The organism is Bacillus tequilensis KCTC 13622 (assembly GCF_000507145.1).
GTDB lineage: Bacteria > Bacillota > Bacilli > Bacillales > Bacillaceae > Bacillus > Bacillus tequilensis.
Genome location: NZ_AYTO01000034.1, coordinates 691,735 through 712,476, shown reverse-complemented (window position 1 = coordinate 712,476; position 20,742 = coordinate 691,735). Strand labels below are relative to the sequence as shown.

The window sequence follows — 20,742 nt, the reverse complement described above, 5'->3', positions numbered from 1 at the left end:
TCATAACACTTCTCGATTAAATGTCAACATATTGTCTATTCTCCTTCAGGAAAGTTAAGTTTGTCAGCTCTCTCCACAAGAAAAGGACAAAAAGCGCTCCTGAAACAGGGCGCTTTCTGATTAAGATGCATATTGAGGAGATGATTCCTCCTGTACTGCTTTTTCCTCAGGTACAGGTATATGAATGCGGTTTACCATGAAGTATTGACGAAAATCGCACTCTCTTTCATCAGTTCAAAATACGTTCTCTGTTACTTGATCGAGCTCAGTAATCAAACCTATCGTATGTGTTTCTTTTAATAGCTGAATGATTTCAACTTCCCGGTATGCCCGGCCTTGCTCCTCCTAGGATTGATAACAAACCGAGCCGAACAATGTTTCAAGCTCGCTCTTTGTGTCCTTCTTTGTTGTATAGTGCTGTAACCAAAAACGGCATGGTGCAAAACATCCTTTTCATCCTATTTTTCATAAAAAAATCTCTTTCCGAAGATGGAAAGAGATCATATATAAGCGTGCCCTGTCTACAGACAGACGCCGGTATAAACCTTGCTTTCCTATCTTTCAAGCTGACGCTTGCTGGAATTTGCCAAGGTTTCATTGGACCAGTCCCTCCACCTCTCTGGATAGAAAATGTTGAATATATCATTTTCAGAATAAAGAATACGTTTATCATAAAGAAGTCAAAGATTGATGTTAATCTATTTTTTTCAGAATTGACGTTATCATCCGAAATGTTATAATTCTTACAAAATATCTAACTAGAGAGAGGAACTGGGCCATGAAATCTTTTGCTACACAACAAAATGGCATTTTTAAGTCCGTTTGCTCGCTTGACTGCCCGGATCAATGCGGATTGTTAATACATAAAAAAGACGGGAAAATTGTGAAAGTGCAAGGTGATCCCGATCATCCTGTCACAGCCGGAAACATATGCAACAAAGTCCGGAATATGACTGAGCGCATCTATGATGAAAGGCGGCTGACTGTACCGCTTAAACGGACAGGCGTGAAAGGCAAAGCAATATTTGAACCGATTTCTTGGGAAGAGGCGATCGATACCATCACCTCACGCTGGAAACAGCTGATTGATCAAGAGGGAGCTGAAAGCATACTTCCTTACAGCTTTTACGGAAATATGGGGAAATTAACGGCTGAAGGAATGGACCGCCGCTTTTTTTACCGCATGGGCTCAAGCCAGTTAGAACGGACGATTTGCAGCAAGGCGGGATCTGAGGGCTATAAATATACAATGGGTATAAGCGCGGGAATCGATCCTGAGGAAACCATTCATACGAAACTATTTATTTTTTGGGGAATCAATGCGGTCAGCACAAACATGCACCAAATTACGATTGCTCAAAAAGCACGAAAACAAGGTGCAAAAATTGTCGTGATTGATGTTCATAAAAATCAGACAGGCCGTCTTGCCGATTGGTTCATTCCTATAAAACCCGGAACGGACAGCGCGCTTGCCCTTGGCATTATGCACATTTTATTTAAAGAAAACCTTCATGATGACGTATTCCTGTCTGAATACACGGTCGGCTATGACAAGCTCCGTGAACACGTGAAACAGTATGATCCGGAAAAGGTATCACTGATCACCGGTGTCAGCACTGAAGATATTTATCAGCTGGCAAGAATGTACGGCGAAACCTCCCCTTCTTTCATCAGAATTGGAAACGGAATTCAGCATCACGATAACGGCGGGATGATTGTAAGGACGATTGCCTGTCTTCCGGCGATCACCGGTCAATGGCTGCACACAGGAGGCGGCGCAATTAAGCATAACAGCGGAATTTTAGAATATAACACAAATGCCTTGCAGCGGCCTGACTTATTGAAGGGGCGCACACCAAGATCGTTTAATATGAATCAGCTGGGCAAAGTGCTTTTGGAAGCAGAACCGCCTATTCGCTCTCTTTTTATTTATGGGACGAATCCGGCCGTTGTTGCGCCAGAAGCTAACAAAGTCAGACAGGGCTTATTGCGGGAAGACCTGTTCACTGTGGTTCATGATTTGTTTTTAACGGAAACGGCTGCATATGCGGACATTGTCCTCCCTGCAACATCCGCTTTTGAAAATACTGATTTTTATACCTCCTACTGGCACCATTACATTCAGCTTCAGCAGCCGGTGATGGAGAGATATGGTGAAAGCAAATCTAACACCGAGGTGTTCCGGTTATTGGCTGAAGCAATGGATTTCACAGACCAGGAGCTCAAAGATTCAGACGAAGAATTAATCCGTCAGGCGCTTGACCATCCAGATAATCCGTATTTGACTGAGATTGATTACGATTCCCTTTCTAAGTTTTCATTTATGAAAGCGAAACGCGAAAAGCCCCTGTTTCCAGGCAAACTTCCGACTCCAAGCGGAAAAATAGAATTATATTCAGAAAAAATGAAACAAGACGGCTTCCCGGCTTTACCGACATATACCCCTCTTATATCCGATGACGAGTATCCGTTTATGTATGTTCCGGCGCCAAACCATAATTTCTTAAACTCAACGTTTTCCAACAATGCAAAGCATATCAAGCTTGAAAAGATGCCAAAGCTTTTTATCAACACAAAAGATGCTAAAAAATACGGAATCGGTGATGGAGATCCTGTACGAATTTGGAACAGCCGGGGAGAATGCGAGCTTGCCGCTTCAGTCGGGGAACAAGTGCTGTCCGGTGTCGTAGTCAGCCAAGGATTATGGGCGGATGAACCAGGAAAAAAACAGCTTGTAAACGCGCTTACCCCAGACCGCTTATCCGATATGGGCGGCGGCGCCACCTTTTTTTCAGGCCGCGTGCAGATTGAAAAGGCGTGAAAAAACACTTAGTGCACGTTCTGGCTGTTTTTTTTCAAATATGAAACCCGGAGTATGCCAAGCTCGTATAACATAACATCGACATAATGGAGGCATGCACATGGACGTTTTTTTAGGAATCGGTATTGCTTTGGCTGGATATTTTATCGGTGAAGGCTTAAAGCAAATGAACCATCAAAAAGGGAATGAACAGAATGATATCTTGCTTATAAAGGAACGGGATATTTTCTTTTACATCGGACATTTTTTAGGAATAACGACAGCAGAGGCAAAGCAGTTAGCCGGGGACAAGACAGACATTCCTTACATCGAAATAAACGGAAAAAAATATGTGCAGAAACATTTATTAAAAGAATGGACATTCACATTAGTTGAGAAACATCAAGGTGAATAAAACAAAACTGAGGAGAGCGAGATTCATTGTCACGCTCTCCTCAGCTTTGCTGTATAGCTCTGTGATAAACGATAAATCCCCATCAATATTCTTTCCTCAAACGGCTCAAGATCCCCGTTCCGCAATGATCCCCCTTTGATTGATGATCTTGATAAACATATGTATCGTAAAACACTTAGCAAACCAATTCGGGTTGAATGATCTCATTTTGCCCCCATAATGTACCTTTATCCGCGGAGGATTTATTTTTTAAACTTTGAAATTCACGCAGCAATGTTAGTGCAATATCCCGAATCACCGTCAATTTCCATATTCAACTTCAGTTCTCTGGTTTGCTTTACACGCCTGAAACTGTCCGTTTATAAAGGATCAGAGAGTCCCAGAACCAGTAAATCACTGCAGCTGCAATACATAACATATAATAAATGTACGATTGCAATGTCCATGCTATTGACGCAGGGTCACCGATGACCAAAAACAGGAAAACCGCGATAAAAGCTATCCCACTGTAAATCAATAGATACATGACACTGAATGTTCTCGTTTTTTTCTGCAACATCATTTGCAGTGGAAAAGCGAAAATGCCATACATCATAAAACCGTATAATAAAGCAATTGCTGCCGTAAACAATGCAATTACCATCTCGCCATACATAACGAAAGAATAAATTCCTAAAAATAAACCAAACGTAAGGCTGGATAGACCTAATGTCTTTAGATAATATGATACGATTTTTTTCATTTTTTCACCTCCTGCTTGATGATTCTCAATACTGTTTAATCCTCATTTCATCCCCAACATCCTATACGACATGCGTTAATAAAAGGTTCCAAAAATACGTTCTTTTATTAGAAAATACGCTGAGCATGATCGCCTCTCCTGATCGGGGAATCGCGAATGAAAAAAGCGCATGAATACCTGATCAACAGACAAAATAAGAAGAGTTGATATGTCAACACTTTTCGAAAAGGAGTGAAACCAATGAGTAAAAAGGGAATTCAAAATTCAAGTATTGAACAAACAAGAAATGACCATGAGACTGAGACAGCTTTCAAAGCAGATGTCCCTAAAAAACATGGTTCAGATGCTAAAAAAACGAAATAAGTTTTTATGCCCGCACTAACATTTCAATTATCTGGAGGAAATAAAGTGACTCAAAAAAATGGAGCCGACAGACCTGATGATTATAAAAGATTTTCTTCATTAGACAAGGAATATGATTTTCAGCAAACTGTAAACAGCAATGAGACTGAAAGTGTAAACACCGGATCACAAGCTCATAACAAAGAAAACATGAATGACACAACGGATGTAGCCGGGAAATACTTTGAGCCCTCAGATTATAAAGGAAACACGCAATTAGAACAAGGTTTGGCTGAAACTCATGAACAAGTGAGCGATGATTATTTTGAGGGGACTATCGATCAAAATTTGGACTAGTCATTCAAGCGGAGCTAACTTGAAAGAAGGAAGTTAGTTCCGTTTTTAGTTAAATGGCTGAAAAGATGAAAACCCCACCGAATAAGATGGGGTTTAAACGTCATGTCATCTAATCAGTATTTGAAACGATTAATGACGATTTGAAGTACTTCCGCCAATTGGGGATGTTGCAACTGCTTCTATATTCACTGATGTTTCTTTTGTTCCAGCAGCCAATGTATGAACAGCATGCTGAATTACTTCAACACCTGATGTAAGCGCTGAGTTGCTGCTGCGACTTCTTGTAGTTGAGAAGTGACCTATTCCAATAGGTTTAGATTTCATTGAAATTCCCTGTTATCTCTTGAGAAAGAACGATGCCTGAGCTCACATTTTCAAGTACAACCTTGATGGTATTCACCGTTTCAACCGATTCATTTTAGATAGATGTTACCATCGAATGTGTGATTGCAGATTAATTTGTTTCCTCAGCCAATTTGCGAACAGAACTTCTTCTGCCACCACCGCAAATCCTTTCCCTTGCTGCATTTAATGCTAATAAAACCGTCTGCGGAGAGCATTGCTGCTTTGTCTGCATGGTATTGGCCATTCGTCCTTTTTCGCTTTTTCTATAACGGATACTAAAATAGGCTTTTCCGATCTCAAATTGGCTGAACAGACTGTTCTTTCGAAAATATAATGATCCTGCGAGCATATTTGAAGGAGCGAAACGTCAAATGGGGATCATCAATGGAAAAGAATTCATTGACCGATTGAACGAACTAGAAAACGAAATTTGGTATGATGGCAAAAAAATAGAGGGTAACATTTCTGATCATCCTGCATTTAAAGGAATTATCAAAACAAAAAGCTCTCTTTATGATTTGCAAACGAAGGATGAGTTCATAAATGACATGACTTATCGTCTTTCTGGAGATCATGAGCGAATTGGTCTTTCCTATCTCCAGCCTAAAACTAAGAGCGATTTGAGAAAAAGAAGGAAGATGATTGAACAGTGGGCTAGACATACTCACGGAATGATGGGGAGAAGTCCGGATTATATGAATACGGTGATGATGAGCTTTGCATCATCAGCAGAGCTTTTACGAGAAAAAGAGAATTGCTTTCCGGAACACATACTAAACTTGTATCAGAAAGCGGCTGAAAACGATCTTTCCTTTACCCATACCTTCATTACCCCCCAAGTGGACCGGTCACAGTCCTATTTTGGAATCAGTGAAAAGCCGATATCCGCTAAAGTCATTGATAGAACGGAAAAAGGATTGATCATTCAAGGCGCACGTCTGCTTGCAACTCAAGGTGGATTAACTGATGAAATCTTGGTTTTTTCAGCACCGAAATTTTATTTTGAAAAGGATGAAGCTTTTGCCTTTTCGATTCCCTCTAACACAAAAGGTGTGAAATTCATCACAAGAGAATCGTTTGTATTAAGTGAATCTGCCTTTAATCACCCCTTAAGCTCAAGGTATGAAGAAATGGATTCAATCGTCGTTTTTGATCACGTGTTGGTACCCTGGAATCGTGTGTTTTTTTACGATAATGTTGAAGTAGCTAATGATTTTATGGCGAAAAGCTCTTTTCATGCTTTTACCTTTCATCAGGTCGTTATTAGACAAATGGTCAAAATTGAATTTCTATTAGGCATGGCACAGCTTTTGGTCGACACCATTAATGTTTCTGAATATCAGCATATACACGAAAAGCTCTCCGAAATCATTGTCGGATTGGAGACAATCAAAGCACTCATTGACAAATCAGAAAATGACGCACAATTAGATGAAACCGGCTATATGCGTCCCAGTTTAATTCCTCTTCAAGTCATCAGTACAATCATTCCAACTCTATATCCTCGTTTTACTGAAATCATTCAGTTAATTGGTGCCAGCGGAATGGTGACGCTGCCGACAGAAAATGCGTTTGATTCAGAGATACGGGAAGATCTTGACCAATACCTTCAAGCAACCAATACAGATGCTGAGGAGCGTGTGAAAATCTTCCGCTTGGCGTGGGATTTAACGATGAGTTCATTTGGAACAAGGCAAACTCACTACGAAAGATTCTTTTTCGGAGATCCCATTCGGATTTCAAGCAGGCTGTATAACAGCTATCCAATGCAGCAGCAGGTGAACATGATTAAAGCATTTTTGCATGGAGATGCTGATGATTGATATCTGTTCATATGAAAAACAGCGGAAAAAAGTCCGCTGTTTCGTATTTTTTATTCAGGAAATTGTACATGCCCCGGTACTGTATATGCATTGGACGTTCCGCTTTCAGGCAGCTGCGGAATGGTGTCTTTCACAACTTTTCCGCGGATGTCAGTGATTCTGACTGTGAGAGAGCCTGTCCCTACATTCGAGCTGACAAAATGGTTATAGTCCATTTTCTCCATGTTGATCCACTTTCCGTCTTTAGCATATTCCATTTTCATAACAGGATATTTGTGATTTCTGACTTGGATGGCAGCCCACCACCTGCTGCTGCCTTCTTTGATCCGATATGTGAATTTACCGGTAATCGGGGCTTTGACAACACGCCATTTAATATTGATTTTTCCGTCTTTCATATTGCCGATTTTTCGGAAGGCATTAGGTGACAGGTCAAGAGCTCCCCGGGCGCCTTCAGGATACAGATCGGTAACGTAAACAATTGTTTTTCCTTTTGGCCCTTGCACTTCCAAATAAGAGCCTGCGAGTGCCGCTTTCACTCCCTTGTAATTGAGATCTGCCGGATTGATTGCAGCAATCTCCATATCGGAAGGAATAGGATCCAGCAGGAAAGCTCCTCCCGAATACCCTGACCCTGTATACGTGGCATAACCTTCGTGCATACCGTCATAGGCTGCCGAAGCTTGCGGGGAAAAACAAAGAATCATCAATAAAACCACACCAACAATCGCACTGATTTTCTTTTTCATACATATCCTCCTCAACCCAGATTTCAAATGAGAATCATTATCATTATAAAACTCAATCCATCTGGTTTGAAAGAGGAAATAGATTCATAGATAATTTTAAGACATATTCACTACCATTCATATATCAAAGGAAGGGTTTTTATGAAACAGACCATACGAATGAATGAGTATGCCCGTCAGCCGAATGTCTTATTTTGATTTGCTGACTGTATTGTATGGCCTTAAACGAAAAAGAAACGGGCTGTTGGCGTGTTAAGAGATATTATTTTCCCCGCCTTAGTTTCAGCTTAGCTGTCATCATGATGCCAAATATCAGCACGATCGGAACCCAAATGATGACGTCATATAAATCAGGCACGGCTAAAGCTACAATAATAGCCCCCACACAATACAAGATAATCGCCAGCGCTCTTAACACCGTATCTCTTATGAATGTCTTCTTCTGCTTCTTAAAAAACAAACGCCCGGACAAATCCTCTAAAAGAGATGCCAATGTCCCGGTCAGCACAGTTGAAGAAATACCTGCGACCCCCAGCTTTTTGGCTGCTATTGTTTGAATCCCCATGGAAATGCTCAAAAGAGTAATAAGAATGTATACAGGAACAAAAGCCGAATAAAAAGATAGACAAGCAAAGACGAACAAAATGAATGCTTCTAGCGCCAGCGCTTTTGTTACAGCAGACGGCCAAAGCGTATTTTCTGCCTTTCCGACCATCAATGTTGAAATAACCACACCGCACATAAATCCGATTAGCGCAGTCAAAGAATTAAAAACGGTGACTTGAAGAGATTTGCCGATAGCTAACCCCAATAATACGATATTTCCAGTCATATTAGCTGTAAACACGTGTCCCAGGCTTAAATACCCGATTACATCCACAATTCCAGCTGTTAAACATAAAAGTGAAAGCAAGGTGTTTCGATAAGCAGCTGCACTCAACGGTGTATCAATCCTTTCTTCAATTGTTAATGTGACTTTCAGCACCATGTGTATATTTTTAGGTTATAAGGAATTAATTAGGAATATTGAACCTATCTTTTCTGCCTGTTTATTGTAATAATTATCCTCGCAAAGAAATGATTAAAAAATCGAAAGGGAGCATATTGTGATGAAACGATGTTGTTTATGGTTCGCCATGTTCAGTTTGTTATTCATTCTCTTGCCTGGAAAAGCGTTAGGTGCCGTCGATTTTCCAAATACCTCAACGAATGGGCTTTTAGGGTTTGCCGGAAATGCTAAAAACGAAAAAGGCATTTCTAAAGCGAGCACAACGGGCGGCAAAAACGGTCAGATCGTTTACATTCAAAGCGTAAACGATTTAAAAGTCCATCTAGGAGGATCCACTCCGAAAATTTTAGTGCTTCAAAATGACCTTTCTGCATCTTCGAAAACAACAGTTGCCATTGGCTCAAATAAAACACTCGTAGGCTCTTTCGCGAAAAAAAACCTTAAAAATATTTATTTAACTGCTTCATCTTCATCCGGAAACGTCATTTTTCAAAACCTTACATTTGAACACAGTCCGCAGATTAACGGAAATAATGATATCCAGCTTTATTTAGATTCCGGTACCAACTATTGGATTGACCATGTCACATTCTCAGGCCACAGCTATAGTGCAAGCGGAAATGACTTGGACAAACTCCTGTATATCGGAAAATCAGCAGATTATATCACGATCAGCAACTCAAGATTCGCAAATCATAAATATGGTTTGATTTTAGGATACCCAGATGATTCGCAGCATCAATATGATGGCTATCCCCACATGACAATCGCCAATAATTATTTTGAGAACTTGTATGTAAGAGGCCCGGGTCTCATGAGATACGGATACTTTCATGTTAAAAACAATTACAGCAACAATTTTAATCAGGCGATTACGATTGCTACAAAAGCCAGAATATATTCCGAGTATAATTACTTTGGCAAAGGCAGTGAAAAAGGCGGAATCCTCGATGACAAAGGTACTGGTTATTTTAAGGATACAGGCAGCTACCCGTCTCTCAATAAGCAAACCTCTCCGCTGACCTTCTGGAATCCCGGTTCTAATTACAGTTACCGAGTTCAAACGCCGGAATATACAAAAGAATTTGTCACGAAATTTGCCGGATCACAAAGTACAACTCTGGTATTCGGCTACTGACACAAAAGAGGCTTGCGCAACAAACGCCGAGCCTCTTTTTGTACTGGCTATATTTAAGGGATCTTGTTACACCCCATCAAGTCCAGGCAGGTCAAACCATACTTACCAAAAAGCGTATTTGCCTTTTCATGATAACGTCTCAATCGGCTTTCTTATTATAACAGTTTATCGCAAGTAGTTTTATGTTATCTATAAACTAGGCCGCCATCAGTTAATATTGCTTGACCGGTAATGTAATCCGAAGCATCTGAAGCTAAGAATGATACCAAATTAGCAACATCCTCAGGTGTTTGATATCTTTTAAGAGCTATATTGGAAGAAAATTTTTCAAAAGCCTCCCCTGGCTGCAAATCATCACTGTGTTTTACCATTTCCTCATCAATTCTGTCCCACATTTTCGTTTTGGCGATTCCGGGACAATATGCATTCACTGTTATATTATACTTCGCCAGCTCCTTAGCAGCTGAATGTGTAAAAGACTTCACCGCATGCTTTGTCGCTGAATATGCGCCCAGCATTTCAAATGACTCGTGCCCCGCTATGCTGCATGCGTTAATAATTTTCCCCTTTGTTTTTTGTTTCATAAACTGGTCAGCAGCTGCTTGAGTGCCAAAGACAACTCCATTCACGTTAACCTGAAATAATTTATTCAGCTGCTCTTCTGATATCTCTAAAAATGGTGAAACAGCTTCAATACCCGCATTGTTTATAAAAACATCTAAACGGCCAAACTGATTTACTGCTTCTTTAACCAAATTGAATTGGTCATCGCGTTTCGAAACATCACCTTTCACTCCAATCACATGAAAGTGTTTTTCTTTGAATGCCGAAACCGTTTCATTCAGCACTGCTTCATTGATGTCATGCAGCACTACACGAAAACCATCTTTACATAGTCTCTCTGCGATGCCTCTCCCTAATCCGCCTGCAGAACCTGTAACGACCGCTGTTTTGGACATAAACATTCCCCTTTCGCAATGAGTGGTTGTGACTCTATATTTATTTTAACAAATCATGTTGTCTCTGCATCATTCAGCAAAGACAAAAGAAAGCTTGGCGCTAATATTAAATTTCTACCCGCTCTATATAACCTAAAACATTTGAATCAATGCCCTTCAGTCTTCATTTTAGGGGGTAAAACTTTTTCATATCGTTTCCCCCGCCCTTTTGATTGGAGACTTTGATCAATATAAACGTCAATCAATAAGGTCTTGGATCTTGTCATGATGCTGAATATCTATTGACTAATCTTTTTGGATGAACAGTATCATATGCAGTGATTGAGTCTCGATTTTAATATGATGTAAAGAAGTTCTTTTTCTTAGTGCCATCCTATTCTAGTTAAAATGAATATTTAGTACATAAATCAATTGGTTGATTGATTTTGTTGTTTAAAATAATATTGTTATGTAAACTTATCAACCCTTTACAGAAATGCAAGGGTTTTAAAATCACACTTTACTTTTCAGTTTTGTCAGAAAAATAACTGAACCACATTAAACTTAGAAAACCTGCAGCACCCATGATTGTAAATATGATATAAGCCCATGTGGGTAAATCCATGCGCTTCCCCTCCTAAGAAATACATTAAAGAATCTTTGATCTTCACGTAAGGTCCTTTTTCTTGTCCAAATTAATGCTTAAAAAAATGTTGATGATTGCAGCTGGAAAATATAAAAATCCTACTCCCAGAACGCCTGAAATTGTACTTAAACTTACGATGAAATTTTTTGTCATCACTTGACTGTCAATCAAAATAAGAAGTGTAATCAAACCCGCTAAAACACCTACAAACCAAGCATTACCAACAGCATAAGAATCATCCAGCACTCCTAGCCATTGCCCCAAGATTGAGACTCCAATAGCAGTCAAACTGGATAAGAATGTGAGTGTTTTCATTCTCGTCCTCCGTATTGATAGAATTTTAAACCATCCTATAAATGGTCAATTAACAATGGTTATCATCTCCATATAAACATGTTAAGGCCTATCTCAATACGATGCAATCAGAAAAACCCTACATAACGTAATATACATAGGGATTTAATATTGTATTCTATTGAAATGCTTAGGACTGAATTCAGCCTCTGAGTATTTAACTTGATCATTTATGTGCCGGGATATTTCACAACAGGCACTTTCTTTTTACGCAGAGAGTCGAGCATGACTGTTCCGGCATTCAAGTTGCTCTGCACCAGTTCTTTAGGTGTTAATGCCATCCACTGATTGAGTGACACATCTTCATAGCGGTCACTTTTGAACATTTCCAAAAACCATAACGTTTCTGTACCAGTGTTTTGTATATAATGCCCAGCATTAGAAGGCACGTATCCAACGTCACCTGCTCTGTAATCAAATGTGCGGGCAGTGCCATTTCCGGTAAATACGGTCATGCGTCCCTGTCCTGTCAGATAATACTGCCACTCATCGCTATTGGGATGCCAATGAAGCTCTCTCATCGCGCCAGGCTCAATCTGAACAAGTGCAGCTGCTATGTTTTTGGAAATCGGGAAGTTAGAAGAATCCACAATTCGGACGCTCCCCCCTGGCGTTTGGATAGGGGTTTGATTCAACAACTCATATTTGAAGGTCAAGGGGACTTTTCCGTATGGTGACTGTACATCTTCACTGGCGACTGATCCCGGGACATTCCCTTGATAGATATAGACTTGTTCAGAAGGAAGAGAGTGAAAAGCATTCTCTGGGACACCAAAATTTGCAGACAGAACATCTTTGGGTGTATGTGCAAGCCAATCTGAAATGGTTAACGTTGAAAACTCAGAAAAATTCCCATCATCGAAGACGAGCAGAAATTCGCAATGTTCCAATCCTTGAATCGAATGCGGAACCCCTGCTGGAAAGTACCAAAGATCGCCCGGGCCAATATCAGCGATGAAATTTCGTCCCTCTTGGTCGACAGCGGTGATACGGGCCCGTCCTAAAAGCATATAAGCCCATTCCGCTTGCTTATGCCAATGAAGTTCACGTACTCCTCCAGCGGTTAAGCTCATATTTACTCCTGCAATGGCGGTCGAAATCGGCAGCTGCCTGACGGTGATTTCACGCGACCAGCCGCCGTGATTTAATTTCATGGGAGCATCTGAGAATGAAAATCTCAAGTTCGGAATCATGCCTTCATCTGTAACAGGCGGAACAACTATATTCGGATTTTGAATATCCCGCATCACATTTCGCGGACCCGCATCAATCGCTCCGGCTCCGTCACTCCGAATAGGCTGCGGCACGTTTCTGTCTTCATGATTGATTGGTTGTTTTTCCAACAGCAAACACCTCGTTTAAAAAATTACAGGTTTTTATTTCAGCCTATGCAAGGCCTCATATTGCTGTGCCTTGAGATCGCAAATAAAAAAGTGACCACTGATGTGATCACCTGCTTATCAAATGAACTAACTTTTATACCATGGCTTCTTATGTAATTTGATTTCTTCTGTTTGTTTTTTTCCTCCACCTGTCTTCCACTCTACTTTTACCAAAACGTCATGCCCGATCACTTCATCCTCAGGCATATAATCAAAGGTAGCAATGTGGTCTTCCATTTGTCCTCCGCCTGGCATTTCTTCACCTGTATACTCTGATAAATCATAACCTTCCCTATCATCATACTTTTGGCCATCTATGTATAAAGTGATTTTCCCAACAACAGTCCTTTTTTCGTCTGTCTTACTCCCCTGCCAATACAAATTCAAAAAGTAATTAGGCCCAATTGAAGTTTTGTCCGATTTTTCAAGGTTAGAAACCCATAATCCGCTTTTCCCGCTGCCCTCATATTTCACTTTCTTTCCTGACACCGTAACAAAGGTCGATACAATGCAGATCATCAAAAATGCAGCAATCACCACTAGCCATTTTTTCATGTTGCTCTTTTTTCTCATGTTTTTCCTCACTTTCCTCATCTTTTAGTAGGATAATGGGTTGAAAATGTTACTGAAAAGAGAATAAAAAGTGCCAGTGATACAACAACAGATGGCTGCTTTACACTTTTGAGCTTAAATTAAAGTGTTACAGAGACAAGGCTGAAGCTTATAACATGCCTTTCCATGCATTTTTTGTTTCATTGAGTCAATCATCCTCTTGCTTTGCATGTCTTGGTAAGGAAAAGCTCAAAGAATATAGCCGCCTCATGTGAAGTGGGCTTTTGTTTTTTTAATCAAACTATTGATAGTCTATTAAGTAATTTTTCAAATTTATTTACACTCATGATCTCATGAGTCACAAATTTCCCATCAAAAAAAACACTAAAAGTCGTCCAAATGGCTGGCGATTTTTGTGCCTCTTCTTTCGATGATAACCGAATTGACTGAAATGGAATCCCTTTCTTTGCAGTCAATTCCCGCAAATCTTCTAACACGCCCACTGCAAATGGACACTGAGCTGTATAGTAAATCGTAATCCCCTTGTCATTCACAAAATCACTTTTCACCTGTTGCTTAAATGCAGGTGAAGCAGCAAGGCCATTCCATATTAAAGCCATTAATTGAAAATAAGGGCAGGCTTCATCAAGCAAAGTAAATCCCATATGCTCAAAGAAATGCTTATCGCTTAAATAAGGAAGTTTTTTCTTTGCTGTGATATGGACAATCCCATCCATTCCGCGTGCTTTCGCATCTGCTATACACTTGTCCAACAATCGTCTCGCATGACCGTTATTTTTATATCTGCCTGATACCCAAAGGCAATTAATATACATAAAATTAGGTGCATTGATTGGCACCCATGCCTCATCTGCAGGTAAGTATTCAATAAAGACTTTTGCCCGTTCATCTAAGCGATAGAATACCAATCCTTCATCCATGCGGGCTTTGAGCCATCGCTTCTTTTCATTGACCGCATGCTCATACTGTTTCGCACCCAATGCACAGCAAATATGATTGTCTTCAATATTCTCCTTTGTGATTTCAATGTAGCTCATGTCTTCTTCTTCCCTCCTTTAATAATATTCAACTCATATTCGCTAAGAACACGTATTAATGACTAACAGGAATGAATACCCATCCATCTCGAATACTTCTTCTCTTTCATTTTGCCAATTAAATAAAAAAACCTTCTTAAATTCTTATTTTTATCTTGATTCCTTTTTCATCCAAATCAAATCCAAAGCGAGTCCCTCTTGGTAACTCTTCAAACAGAATAATATCATTGGCCCGCTAGGTAAATCCCCGCAGCTAAAAATGCCAGCGCATATTTGCACAGGGAAAAAATGTTCCACATGTATTCTTTAGGGAAAATCACGTCGCATAGAATGATTGCCACTAGCATATAGAAGCTGCTTTTCAAAAAGATTTTATTTGTTCGTTCGTCTTCTTTCCCAATCTTCTTATACAATACATAAGTGAAAATCATACTATCCATAAGCAGTAAAAGACCAATTCCAAGGGATAATATTCCAATTCTCCGGAGAAAATTCAGCCCATGACTTACAGGGGAAATAGCCAGAATCCAGTAAGAACCTGACGAAATTCAACGTCAGGTTCATATACCTTTCTGATGTAATTGATGTTTTTGGTAGTGCATTTTATGATATACAGTGGTGCAAAAAACGGAAAGAATGATACAGTTGGGTAGTTCAAAGCATGAGCTGCACTGCACTTCTCTTTGCTTTAATAAATGACTCAGAACATGATGGAAAAAGTAATGCGAGTATCGCGTATTATGATATAAATAAATACTGTACACTGCATTTCTTTTTTCGGAGTAATATTTGCTGCGGGACAACAAAAGTAAATAAAAGATAAAAGGAGAATTAAACTTGGCGAAAAAATTATATTCATGTTTAATTTGCGGATTTAAAGGATTGAGTCAAAATCCTTTGTATAAAGGCGAGTATCAAAAAACGTTCGACATTTGCCCCTGTTGCGATTTTGAGTTTGGTTACAGTGAGGATCATGATGTGAGATTAGGCTTTATTGTTACTCCGGATCATTTAATTGAAGCTGCATTTCAATTGTATCGCAAACAATGGATTGAGTCCGGGATGAAAATTGCTCATCCTGAATCTATTCCGAAGAATGCGAAAAATGGTGATTGCTTAAAATTTGAAGTTTTGTTAAAACAACTGAAAAACCTAAATCTCGACATAGAAAATTTTGAAATTGACGGTTTTAACTGAGTTGCATTTTTTAAAGATGTAACTGCCTATATCTTTATCATTTTAAGCTTAATGCGGCAGGATGTGATTCATTTCAATATCTTACTCTATTCGTATTCAATAAAAACTTTGTGATCATCAACAAACAATTCACTTCCATCGGACAAGTGTATCCAAAAGGCTTCCTCTGGTTCTTCTCTGTAGTCATAAATCGCAGTCACTTTGACGTTTGACTCATCTTTGATTGGTTTTCCAACAGTTATTTTCGTTTTTTCCTCTGGCAAAATAATGGACCTAATCATCAAAACCATCCTATCATATTTATTTGACTCTCCCCCTCCCTTCCTCCGCAGCAGGGATAATGGCAATTTGCTTTACAGCTTAATTAACACCATTTTCAGTGAATGTAAAGGTCTGTTTTAACTGGCGTCCTTCCTGCCCTTTTTGCGTCCAAATAATCACAACTTCTAATTCAGAGGCCTGATCTGCCAGCAAAAAATGATTAAACCTCATTGGGGAGCCATCGTTTAAACTTTCAGCTAAGGTTTTAGCTTCCTCTCTTTGTTTTACGCAATTTTCATCGGGACATCCAAAAAGTGAAAACTTTGTCATTGAATCAGGATCATTTCTATACAATTGCACATCCACCGTAGCCGCTTCTTTTCCTATGTTTTTGACTTCCAAGGAATATACATTATATTTTCCTTCCTTAGGTGCCGCAAATTCTTTTCCTTCTTTCGCTTCACTTACTTCTACTGACCACTGGTCTGTTTGTTGTGTAATGGGCAATACCGTAAAAGTCAGGGCGAGCGCTTTTGTTTGAACAAAAGTACATGCAAATAATAAACCGCATATGGAAAATAATACCCTCTTCACTTATTTGTCCCTTCTTCCTTTTTCATTAGTTGTCCAAAAATAGTATCTACTGCCGGTCGGTTTTTATTTCCTTCGGTATTTGAGATGGCGCTTTAGGAACTATTCTCAGTTTGTTATTGATCACATCAGAAGAATAAAGTGAAACAATCATACTCCCTCCATACCGTTTTGCCCGGATTAATATTGGCTGGTTATATTGATTTTTAAAGCGAAAATCAGGACCACCCCAGCTTACTGTGGCATCACGTCCGGGCGGAACATATGGTACGCTCCTTGTATGGGAATAGCGCTGAACAATTCGCAGCCCTGCGCGATCGACTGCATTAAATAATGTTGATGATACCTGGCAAATTCCTCCGCCCACACCTTCGGACAATTCACCTTTCACAATAATAGGCGCGCTTTTGTATCCTTTGTCCCGAGTCCTCATTCCAACAACTTTATTAAATGAAAATGTTTCATTAGGGAAAACAACATAATTGTCAATTGCTTCTGCGGAAAGGGAAATATTATGTGAACGGCTTTTATTATTCGAATTAAAATATGTTACGTACTGACCAAGCTGCTGCGTACTGATGTGAGCAAGCATTTCGCTGTCAACTTTCGGATAAATGTTCAATTCCGGCACTTCTACCTTGGAAGGGCCTTGCCCATAGAAATAAGTATAAAATTTTTCCTTAAACGCCTGCTGATACAGTTTGAAGCCAATCCTGCCCGGGATGATCACTCCTTGATTATTAAGCTTGGCGTTGATCGGCTCCCGATAAATTTGCTTATTGAGCTGTTCGATGAATGTACGGTACTTTTCATGGTCAATCATCGGGGTGCCGGGAAGAGGCATCGTAAAGTTCTCACGGTTAACAGTGGCAATCGTCCGTCCTTGTTGTGTGACCGTTAAGCTGTCAGGCGGCTCGCTCGGTTGAGCCAATAATAAAAGGCCAGTGATCCAAATGTGTATCATAAGTCGGTTTACCTCCTGAGCATTAGTATGAACAGCGGCATATCCTTTGATGTATGTCTTCCCTCGTTAGTTTGACTTTGTAGAGTTGCTTCATATTTTGAGCAATAAAAAAGCCCTTATAAAGAGCTATATCTCCGAATCTCTGGGCTCACTGATGCACAACGTTCATTTAGTCGCAAAAGTGTAAAACTATAGAGCATCTCTCTGTAATGAGAAATGCTTTTTGTCTTGTCTAAATGAAAAAAGAATCTTCTATATCAATAATAAAATAATCCATTTCAATATTTTTTTATTGAGAAACGATAAATCATATGGTACATTCAAATGGACAATAATAAGTGAGGTGCTTTTCATGAATCGAGTATCAACACTCTTTTTAAGGATAGCTGTTATTCTTATTGGAATTCCGATTCTAGCTTTGTGTATTTTTGTGGTTCCTAAGATAGCCAATTATATTGGAGATTTATTTCCGAATATGGCTTATATACAATATCTCGTTTTTATCTTTTTGTATGTAACGGCGATTCCTTTTTACTATGCTCTTTATCAAGCGTTTAAATTGTTAAACTACATTGACAAGAACAAAGCTTTTTCCAAAATGGCTGTAAAAGCTTTAAAAAATATTACGTACTGCGCGGTCACTATCAGCGTCTTGTTTGCAGCCGGCGTACCAGCCTTTTATTTTGTTGCCGAGATAGACGACGCCCCAGGTATCATCGTCATAGGTTTTGTCATTATTTTTGCTTCAATGGTGATTGCGGTCTTTGCTGCTGTTCTTCAAAAACTGTTAAAAGAAGCGATTGATATAAAATCAGAAAATGACTTAACGGTCTGAGGTGATGAACATGGCAATTATTATCAATATTGATGTGATGCTTGCTAAAAGAAAAATGAGCGTAACGGAGCTTTCGGAGAGGGTCGGCATAACAATGGCTAATCTCTCGATATTGAAAAACGGAAAAGCAAAGGCCATTCGATTATCAACCTTAGAAGCAATTTGCAAGGCTTTAGAATGTCAGCCCGGAGATATTTTGGAATACCGAAGCGACAAAGACACACAGGAGTCATAAAGAGGGCAAAAGAAAAATAAACAGATTTGGCGGTGACCCTATGGATGTAACCCTATATCCATCTATGCGCGGCTTGCATATATGCATAAATAACCTTTGGAGGCACACATCATGAGAGCCCTAAAACAACTCATTCGTTTTGGTTGGGAACAGGCCCTTTCATGTTTGTTTCCTGTCGTTATTTTTGCCTCATTAGCTATTACACAAATCATTCCTCTTCCCTTCTTGCCAAGGTATGACTGGCTGCTCATCATCTGCGTTCTCATGCAGTGGGGTATGGTCCGTTCTGGTCTGGAAACATGGGATGAATTAAAAGTGATCACCTTGTTCCACCTTATTGGGCTTGCTCTTGAACTTTTCAAAGTCCATATGGGCTCCTGGTCATATCCAGAGGAAGGGTATTCCAAAATATTCGGGGTGCCTTTGTATAGCGGCTTTATGTACGCAAGTGTAGCCAGTTATCTATGCCAGGCGTGGAGGAGACTTAATATTGAACTGGTTAAGTGGCCGCCTTTTTTTGCGGTCGTACCGCTTGCGGCTTCGATTTATTTGAATTTTTTCATCCACCATTATTCGATTGACATTCGCTGGTGGTTATCTGGCCTTGTCATCATTGTCTTTTGGCGATCATGGGTTATATATGAGGTGAATGGAATTCGCTACCGTATGCCGCTTGCACTTTCCTTTGTGCTTATCGGATTTTTCATATGGATAGCCGAAAATATCGCAACGTTTTTTGGAGCTTGGACTTACCCAAACCAAACCGAGGCATGGAGCCTCGTTCATCTAGGAAAAGTGAGCTCATGGCTCTTGTTAGTGATTGTTAGCTTTCTTATAGTAGCGACGTTAAAACAAGTTAAGAAACTGAGTCCCGCAAAAACAGAGACTGGATTAAAGTTCCCTAGCGTATCAAAGTGAATGAATAAAATGAAAAAGCAGCGATCGAATCGTTGCTTTTTTCTTTTATGTGACTCTGGTTGTTTTTTGACCATTTTGATCGAGCTTTCGGCATTTTACACAGTTCAGAAGTCCCCTCGCCAACTCTATATGGATCAGCGGGTAGTTTGATCTGAATCGCCTGCGAAATGAACCAATTCTCACCCTCCCGCTTAGCACGGCAGTTTGGCCTAACTGATGTAACAACGAAAAGCTAATGTCTGCATGTGAGACACTAGCTTTCATGACGGGCAATTAGGTCGTGTAGACATATGCAACACAGCAAACCGGGGTCCTACCCATCTAATTGCTTTACTTTTGTCTTTTTTCCACCTCGCTTTAGCTTTAAAAAGATATCTTTTCTCTAAAAAGCCTTAAACACTTGATTAAAGAAAAACATCAAGATGATGATGGCTAGTACAACAACAATCTCAAAAGTATGTGAACTTCCATCTTCATTTTCTCGTTCTTCCTTCTCCCTCATCTGTTCTCTATATTTTCTTTGAATTTCATCCTTTTTCTTATCCATCTTACTCGACCCCTTTCTAAATAAAACCGAGTAATTCTGAATGAGTAAAAATGTCATCTTCTTTTTCAAAAATTATTTTTGTGATAGGTAATTAAAATCACTATTGCTCATGTTATTTAGATTAATGTCTTCGTTTACCTCTTGTATCAAATGGAAAATCAAATTCCAGCAACTCAGAATCTGATTTATACATCTGTTATTTAATAAAGAAGTTGCAATCAGGTTTCATGTTTAACAGATCATCTATAAAAGAATAGGTATCAGCTATGAAGTGTTCATGATATCTTTCTTCAGTTAAGCAATGACCTGAAAAAACTCGACTTCATTTGTGCTAAGAAGCCTGTAAAATTTTATATCCATATCAGCCTCACCAAACAATTGTTATATTAATACTGTCATTTTCTATGATATTCCTACACAAAAGCAGTCTGCTTAGATGGGTTTGTTTTCTTCTCGTCTCTTTTTGTTAAGTTCAAAACCAATGGAGATATTGATAAGCGCAGCAGGAAAGTATAAAATCCCTGCGCCCATTATTCCTATCGCC

At 39.6% G+C, this 20,742-nt stretch carries 22 protein-coding genes, 3 pseudogenes and 1 riboswitch; of the genes and pseudogenes, 10 read left to right on the top strand and 15 right to left on the bottom strand.

Annotation, left to right across the window (positions count from 1 at the left end; all coding sequences use genetic code 11):
• Window positions 1-237 precede the first annotated feature (237 nt).
• A pseudogene (locus tag V756_RS1000000124545) lies at window positions 238-469 on the bottom strand (hydroxyacid dehydrogenase); the annotation flags it as partial.
• Between the two features lie 82 nt (window positions 470-551).
• A riboswitch (SAM riboswitch) is annotated at window positions 552-630 on the bottom strand.
• A 148-nt stretch (window positions 631-778) separates the two neighbouring features.
• Between V756_RS1000000124545 and V756_RS0115455 the strand changes: the two are divergent.
• Window positions 779-2,821 (top strand): molybdopterin oxidoreductase family protein, encoded by a 2,043-nt coding sequence (locus V756_RS0115455; protein ID WP_024715449.1) that lies wholly within the window; start codon window positions 779-781, stop codon window positions 2,819-2,821.
• Window positions 2,822-2,921: 100 nt separating this feature from the next.
• Window positions 2,922-3,215, top strand: a complete 294-nt coding sequence (locus V756_RS0115450) for a hypothetical protein (RefSeq protein ID WP_024715448.1) — start codon at window positions 2,922-2,924, stop codon at window positions 3,213-3,215.
• Window positions 3,216-3,552: 337 nt separating this feature from the next.
• On the opposite strand, the gene V756_RS0115440 is transcribed toward V756_RS0115450, so the two are convergent.
• A complete protein-coding gene (locus V756_RS0115440) occupies window positions 3,553-3,957 on the bottom strand; it encodes a UPF0715 family protein (protein ID WP_024715447.1) in 405 nt (134 codons plus the stop codon).
• A gap of 240 nt (window positions 3,958-4,197) precedes the next feature.
• Here V756_RS0115440 and V756_RS0115435 point away from each other — a divergent pair, with 240 nt between their 5' ends.
• Both V756_RS0115435 and V756_RS0115430 read left to right on the top strand, forming a co-directional pair.
• A complete protein-coding gene (locus V756_RS0115435) occupies window positions 4,198-4,320 on the top strand; it encodes a hypothetical protein (RefSeq protein ID WP_024715446.1) in 123 nt (40 codons plus the stop codon).
• Between the two features lie 45 nt (window positions 4,321-4,365).
• Window positions 4,366-4,656, top strand: a complete 291-nt coding sequence (locus tag V756_RS0115430; RefSeq protein WP_024715445.1) for a YozQ family protein — start codon at window positions 4,366-4,368, stop codon at window positions 4,654-4,656.
• A gap of 113 nt (window positions 4,657-4,769) precedes the next feature.
• On the opposite strand, the pseudogene V756_RS1000000123615 reads toward V756_RS0115430, so the two are convergent.
• Window positions 4,770-5,181, bottom strand: a pseudogene (locus V756_RS1000000123615) (methyl-accepting chemotaxis protein); the annotation flags it as partial.
• Window positions 5,182-5,372: 191 nt separating this feature from the next.
• On the opposite strand from V756_RS1000000123615, the gene hpaB reads away from it, so the two are divergent.
• The gene (gene hpaB / locus V756_RS0115425; protein ID WP_024715444.1) at window positions 5,373-6,824 is read left to right on the top strand and encodes a 4-hydroxyphenylacetate 3-monooxygenase, oxygenase component; all 1,452 of its coding nucleotides are present in this window, start codon (window positions 5,373-5,375) and stop codon (window positions 6,822-6,824) included.
• A gap of 50 nt (window positions 6,825-6,874) precedes the next feature.
• Here the strand turns inward: hpaB and exlX are convergent, their stop codons facing one another.
• Window positions 6,875-7,573: an expansin ExlX gene (exlX, locus tag V756_RS0115420; protein ID WP_024715443.1), complete on the bottom strand. Its 699-nt coding sequence runs from the start codon at window positions 7,571-7,573 to the stop codon at window positions 6,875-6,877.
• A 262-nt stretch (window positions 7,574-7,835) separates the two neighbouring features.
• Entirely contained in the window at window positions 7,836-8,513 is a 678-nt protein-coding gene (locus tag V756_RS0115415; RefSeq protein ID WP_024715442.1) for a YoaK family protein, read from the bottom strand.
• Between the two features lie 169 nt (window positions 8,514-8,682).
• Here V756_RS0115415 and V756_RS0115410 point away from each other — a divergent pair, with 169 nt between their 5' ends.
• The gene (locus tag V756_RS0115410) at window positions 8,683-9,720 is read left to right on the top strand and encodes a pectate lyase family protein (protein ID WP_024715441.1); all 1,038 of its coding nucleotides are present in this window, start codon (window positions 8,683-8,685) and stop codon (window positions 9,718-9,720) included.
• Window positions 9,721-9,905: 185 nt separating this feature from the next.
• Here V756_RS0115410 and V756_RS0115405 read toward each other — a convergent pair whose 3' ends face one another.
• The 6 genes and pseudogenes from V756_RS0115405 to V756_RS1000000124540 all read right to left on the bottom strand — a co-directional run bounded on the left by V756_RS0115405 (window position 9,906) and on the right by V756_RS1000000124540 (window position 15,214).
• Window positions 9,906-10,679: an acetoin reductase gene (locus V756_RS0115405; RefSeq protein WP_024715440.1), complete on the bottom strand. Its 774-nt coding sequence runs from the start codon at window positions 10,677-10,679 to the stop codon at window positions 9,906-9,908.
• 646 nt (window positions 10,680-11,325) lie between these two features.
• Window positions 11,326-11,619: a hypothetical protein gene (locus tag V756_RS0115395; RefSeq protein WP_024715439.1), complete on the bottom strand. Its 294-nt coding sequence runs from the start codon at window positions 11,617-11,619 to the stop codon at window positions 11,326-11,328.
• Between the two features lie 209 nt (window positions 11,620-11,828).
• A complete protein-coding gene (gene oxdD, locus V756_RS0115390; protein WP_081719873.1) occupies window positions 11,829-13,007 on the bottom strand; it encodes an oxalate decarboxylase in 1,179 nt (392 codons plus the stop codon).
• 120 nt (window positions 13,008-13,127) lie between these two features.
• A complete protein-coding gene (locus V756_RS0115385; RefSeq protein WP_024715437.1) occupies window positions 13,128-13,613 on the bottom strand; it encodes a DUF4944 domain-containing protein in 486 nt (161 codons plus the stop codon).
• Window positions 13,614-13,888: 275 nt separating this feature from the next.
• On the bottom strand, window positions 13,889-14,650 hold the full coding sequence (locus V756_RS0115380) for an N-acetyltransferase (RefSeq protein WP_024715436.1): 762 nt from the start codon (window positions 14,648-14,650) through the stop codon (window positions 13,889-13,891).
• A 224-nt stretch (window positions 14,651-14,874) separates the two neighbouring features.
• Window positions 14,875-15,214: pseudogene (locus tag V756_RS1000000124540) on the bottom strand (DUF2178 domain-containing protein).
• Between the two features lie 273 nt (window positions 15,215-15,487).
• Between V756_RS1000000124540 and V756_RS0115370 the strand changes: the two are divergent.
• Complete coding sequence (locus tag V756_RS0115370) at window positions 15,488-15,847, top strand: hypothetical protein (protein ID WP_024715435.1); 360 nt, start codon at window positions 15,488-15,490, stop codon at window positions 15,845-15,847.
• An 86-nt stretch (window positions 15,848-15,933) separates the two neighbouring features.
• Here V756_RS0115370 and V756_RS0115365 read toward each other — a convergent pair whose 3' ends face one another.
• From V756_RS0115365 to V756_RS0115355, 3 genes are all read right to left on the bottom strand, one after another.
• A complete protein-coding gene (locus V756_RS0115365) occupies window positions 15,934-16,128 on the bottom strand; it encodes a hypothetical protein (RefSeq protein ID WP_024715434.1) in 195 nt (64 codons plus the stop codon).
• Window positions 16,129-16,207: 79 nt separating this feature from the next.
• Entirely contained in the window at window positions 16,208-16,702 is a 495-nt protein-coding gene (locus V756_RS0115360) for a YozF family protein (RefSeq protein ID WP_024715433.1), read from the bottom strand.
• Between the two features lie 46 nt (window positions 16,703-16,748).
• Complete coding sequence (locus tag V756_RS0115355) at window positions 16,749-17,663, bottom strand: VanW family protein (protein WP_024715432.1); 915 nt, start codon at window positions 17,661-17,663, stop codon at window positions 16,749-16,751.
• 352 nt (window positions 17,664-18,015) lie between these two features.
• Between V756_RS0115355 and V756_RS0115350 the strand changes: the two genes are divergently transcribed.
• The 3 genes from V756_RS0115350 to V756_RS0115340 all read left to right on the top strand — a co-directional run bounded on the left by V756_RS0115350 (window position 18,016) and on the right by V756_RS0115340 (window position 19,651).
• A complete protein-coding gene (locus V756_RS0115350) occupies window positions 18,016-18,498 on the top strand; it encodes a DUF2975 domain-containing protein (RefSeq protein ID WP_024715431.1) in 483 nt (160 codons plus the stop codon).
• Between the two features lie 10 nt (window positions 18,499-18,508).
• Window positions 18,509-18,733: a helix-turn-helix domain-containing protein gene (locus V756_RS0115345; protein WP_024715430.1), complete on the top strand. Its 225-nt coding sequence runs from the start codon at window positions 18,509-18,511 to the stop codon at window positions 18,731-18,733.
• Window positions 18,734-18,844: 111 nt separating this feature from the next.
• Window positions 18,845-19,651 carry a DUF817 domain-containing protein gene (locus tag V756_RS0115340; protein ID WP_024715429.1) on the top strand — a complete coding sequence of 269 codons (807 nt, stop codon included), beginning with the start codon at window positions 18,845-18,847 and terminating at the stop codon, window positions 19,649-19,651.
• 382 nt (window positions 19,652-20,033) lie between these two features.
• On the opposite strand, the gene ynzI is transcribed toward V756_RS0115340, so the two are convergent.
• Window positions 20,034-20,198 (bottom strand): small membrane protein YnzI, encoded by a 165-nt coding sequence (gene ynzI / locus V756_RS0115335; protein ID WP_024715428.1) that lies wholly within the window; start codon window positions 20,196-20,198, stop codon window positions 20,034-20,036.
• Between the last annotated feature and the right edge of the window lie 544 nt (window positions 20,199-20,742).

Coding starts and splice junctions, on each gene's coding strand:
- V756_RS0115350 (WP_024715431.1), top strand. CDS start 18,016: ATGAATCGAGTATCAACACTCTTTTTAAGGATAGCTGTTATTCTTATT.
- V756_RS0115440 (WP_024715447.1), bottom strand. CDS start 3,957: ATGAAAAAAATCGTATCATATTATCTAAAGACATTAGGTCTATCCAGC.
- V756_RS0115385 (WP_024715437.1), bottom strand. CDS start 13,613: ATGAGAAAAAAGAGCAACATGAAAAAATGGCTAGTGGTGATTGCTGCA.
- V756_RS0115355 (WP_024715432.1), bottom strand. CDS start 17,663: ATGATACACATTTGGATCACTGGCCTTTTATTATTGGCTCAACCGAGC.
- hpaB (WP_024715444.1), top strand. CDS start 5,373: ATGGGGATCATCAATGGAAAAGAATTCATTGACCGATTGAACGAACTA.
- V756_RS0115395 (WP_024715439.1), bottom strand. CDS start 11,619: ATGAAAACACTCACATTCTTATCCAGTTTGACTGCTATTGGAGTCTCA.
- V756_RS0115410 (WP_024715441.1), top strand. CDS start 8,683: ATGAAACGATGTTGTTTATGGTTCGCCATGTTCAGTTTGTTATTCATT.
- V756_RS0115455 (WP_024715449.1), top strand. CDS start 779: ATGAAATCTTTTGCTACACAACAAAATGGCATTTTTAAGTCCGTTTGC.
- V756_RS0115340 (WP_024715429.1), top strand. CDS start 18,845: ATGAGAGCCCTAAAACAACTCATTCGTTTTGGTTGGGAACAGGCCCTT.
- V756_RS0115450 (WP_024715448.1), top strand. CDS start 2,922: ATGGACGTTTTTTTAGGAATCGGTATTGCTTTGGCTGGATATTTTATC.
- V756_RS0115435 (WP_024715446.1), top strand. CDS start 4,198: ATGAGTAAAAAGGGAATTCAAAATTCAAGTATTGAACAAACAAGAAAT.
- V756_RS0115365 (WP_024715434.1), bottom strand. CDS start 16,128: ATGATTAGGTCCATTATTTTGCCAGAGGAAAAAACGAAAATAACTGTT.
- ynzI (WP_024715428.1), bottom strand. CDS start 20,198: ATGGATAAGAAAAAGGATGAAATTCAAAGAAAATATAGAGAACAGATG.
- exlX (WP_024715443.1), bottom strand. CDS start 7,573: ATGAAAAAGAAAATCAGTGCGATTGTTGGTGTGGTTTTATTGATGATT.
- V756_RS0115345 (WP_024715430.1), top strand. CDS start 18,509: ATGGCAATTATTATCAATATTGATGTGATGCTTGCTAAAAGAAAAATG.
- V756_RS0115405 (WP_024715440.1), bottom strand. CDS start 10,679: ATGTCCAAAACAGCGGTCGTTACAGGTTCTGCAGGCGGATTAGGGAGA.
- V756_RS0115380 (WP_024715436.1), bottom strand. CDS start 14,650: ATGAGCTACATTGAAATCACAAAGGAGAATATTGAAGACAATCATATT.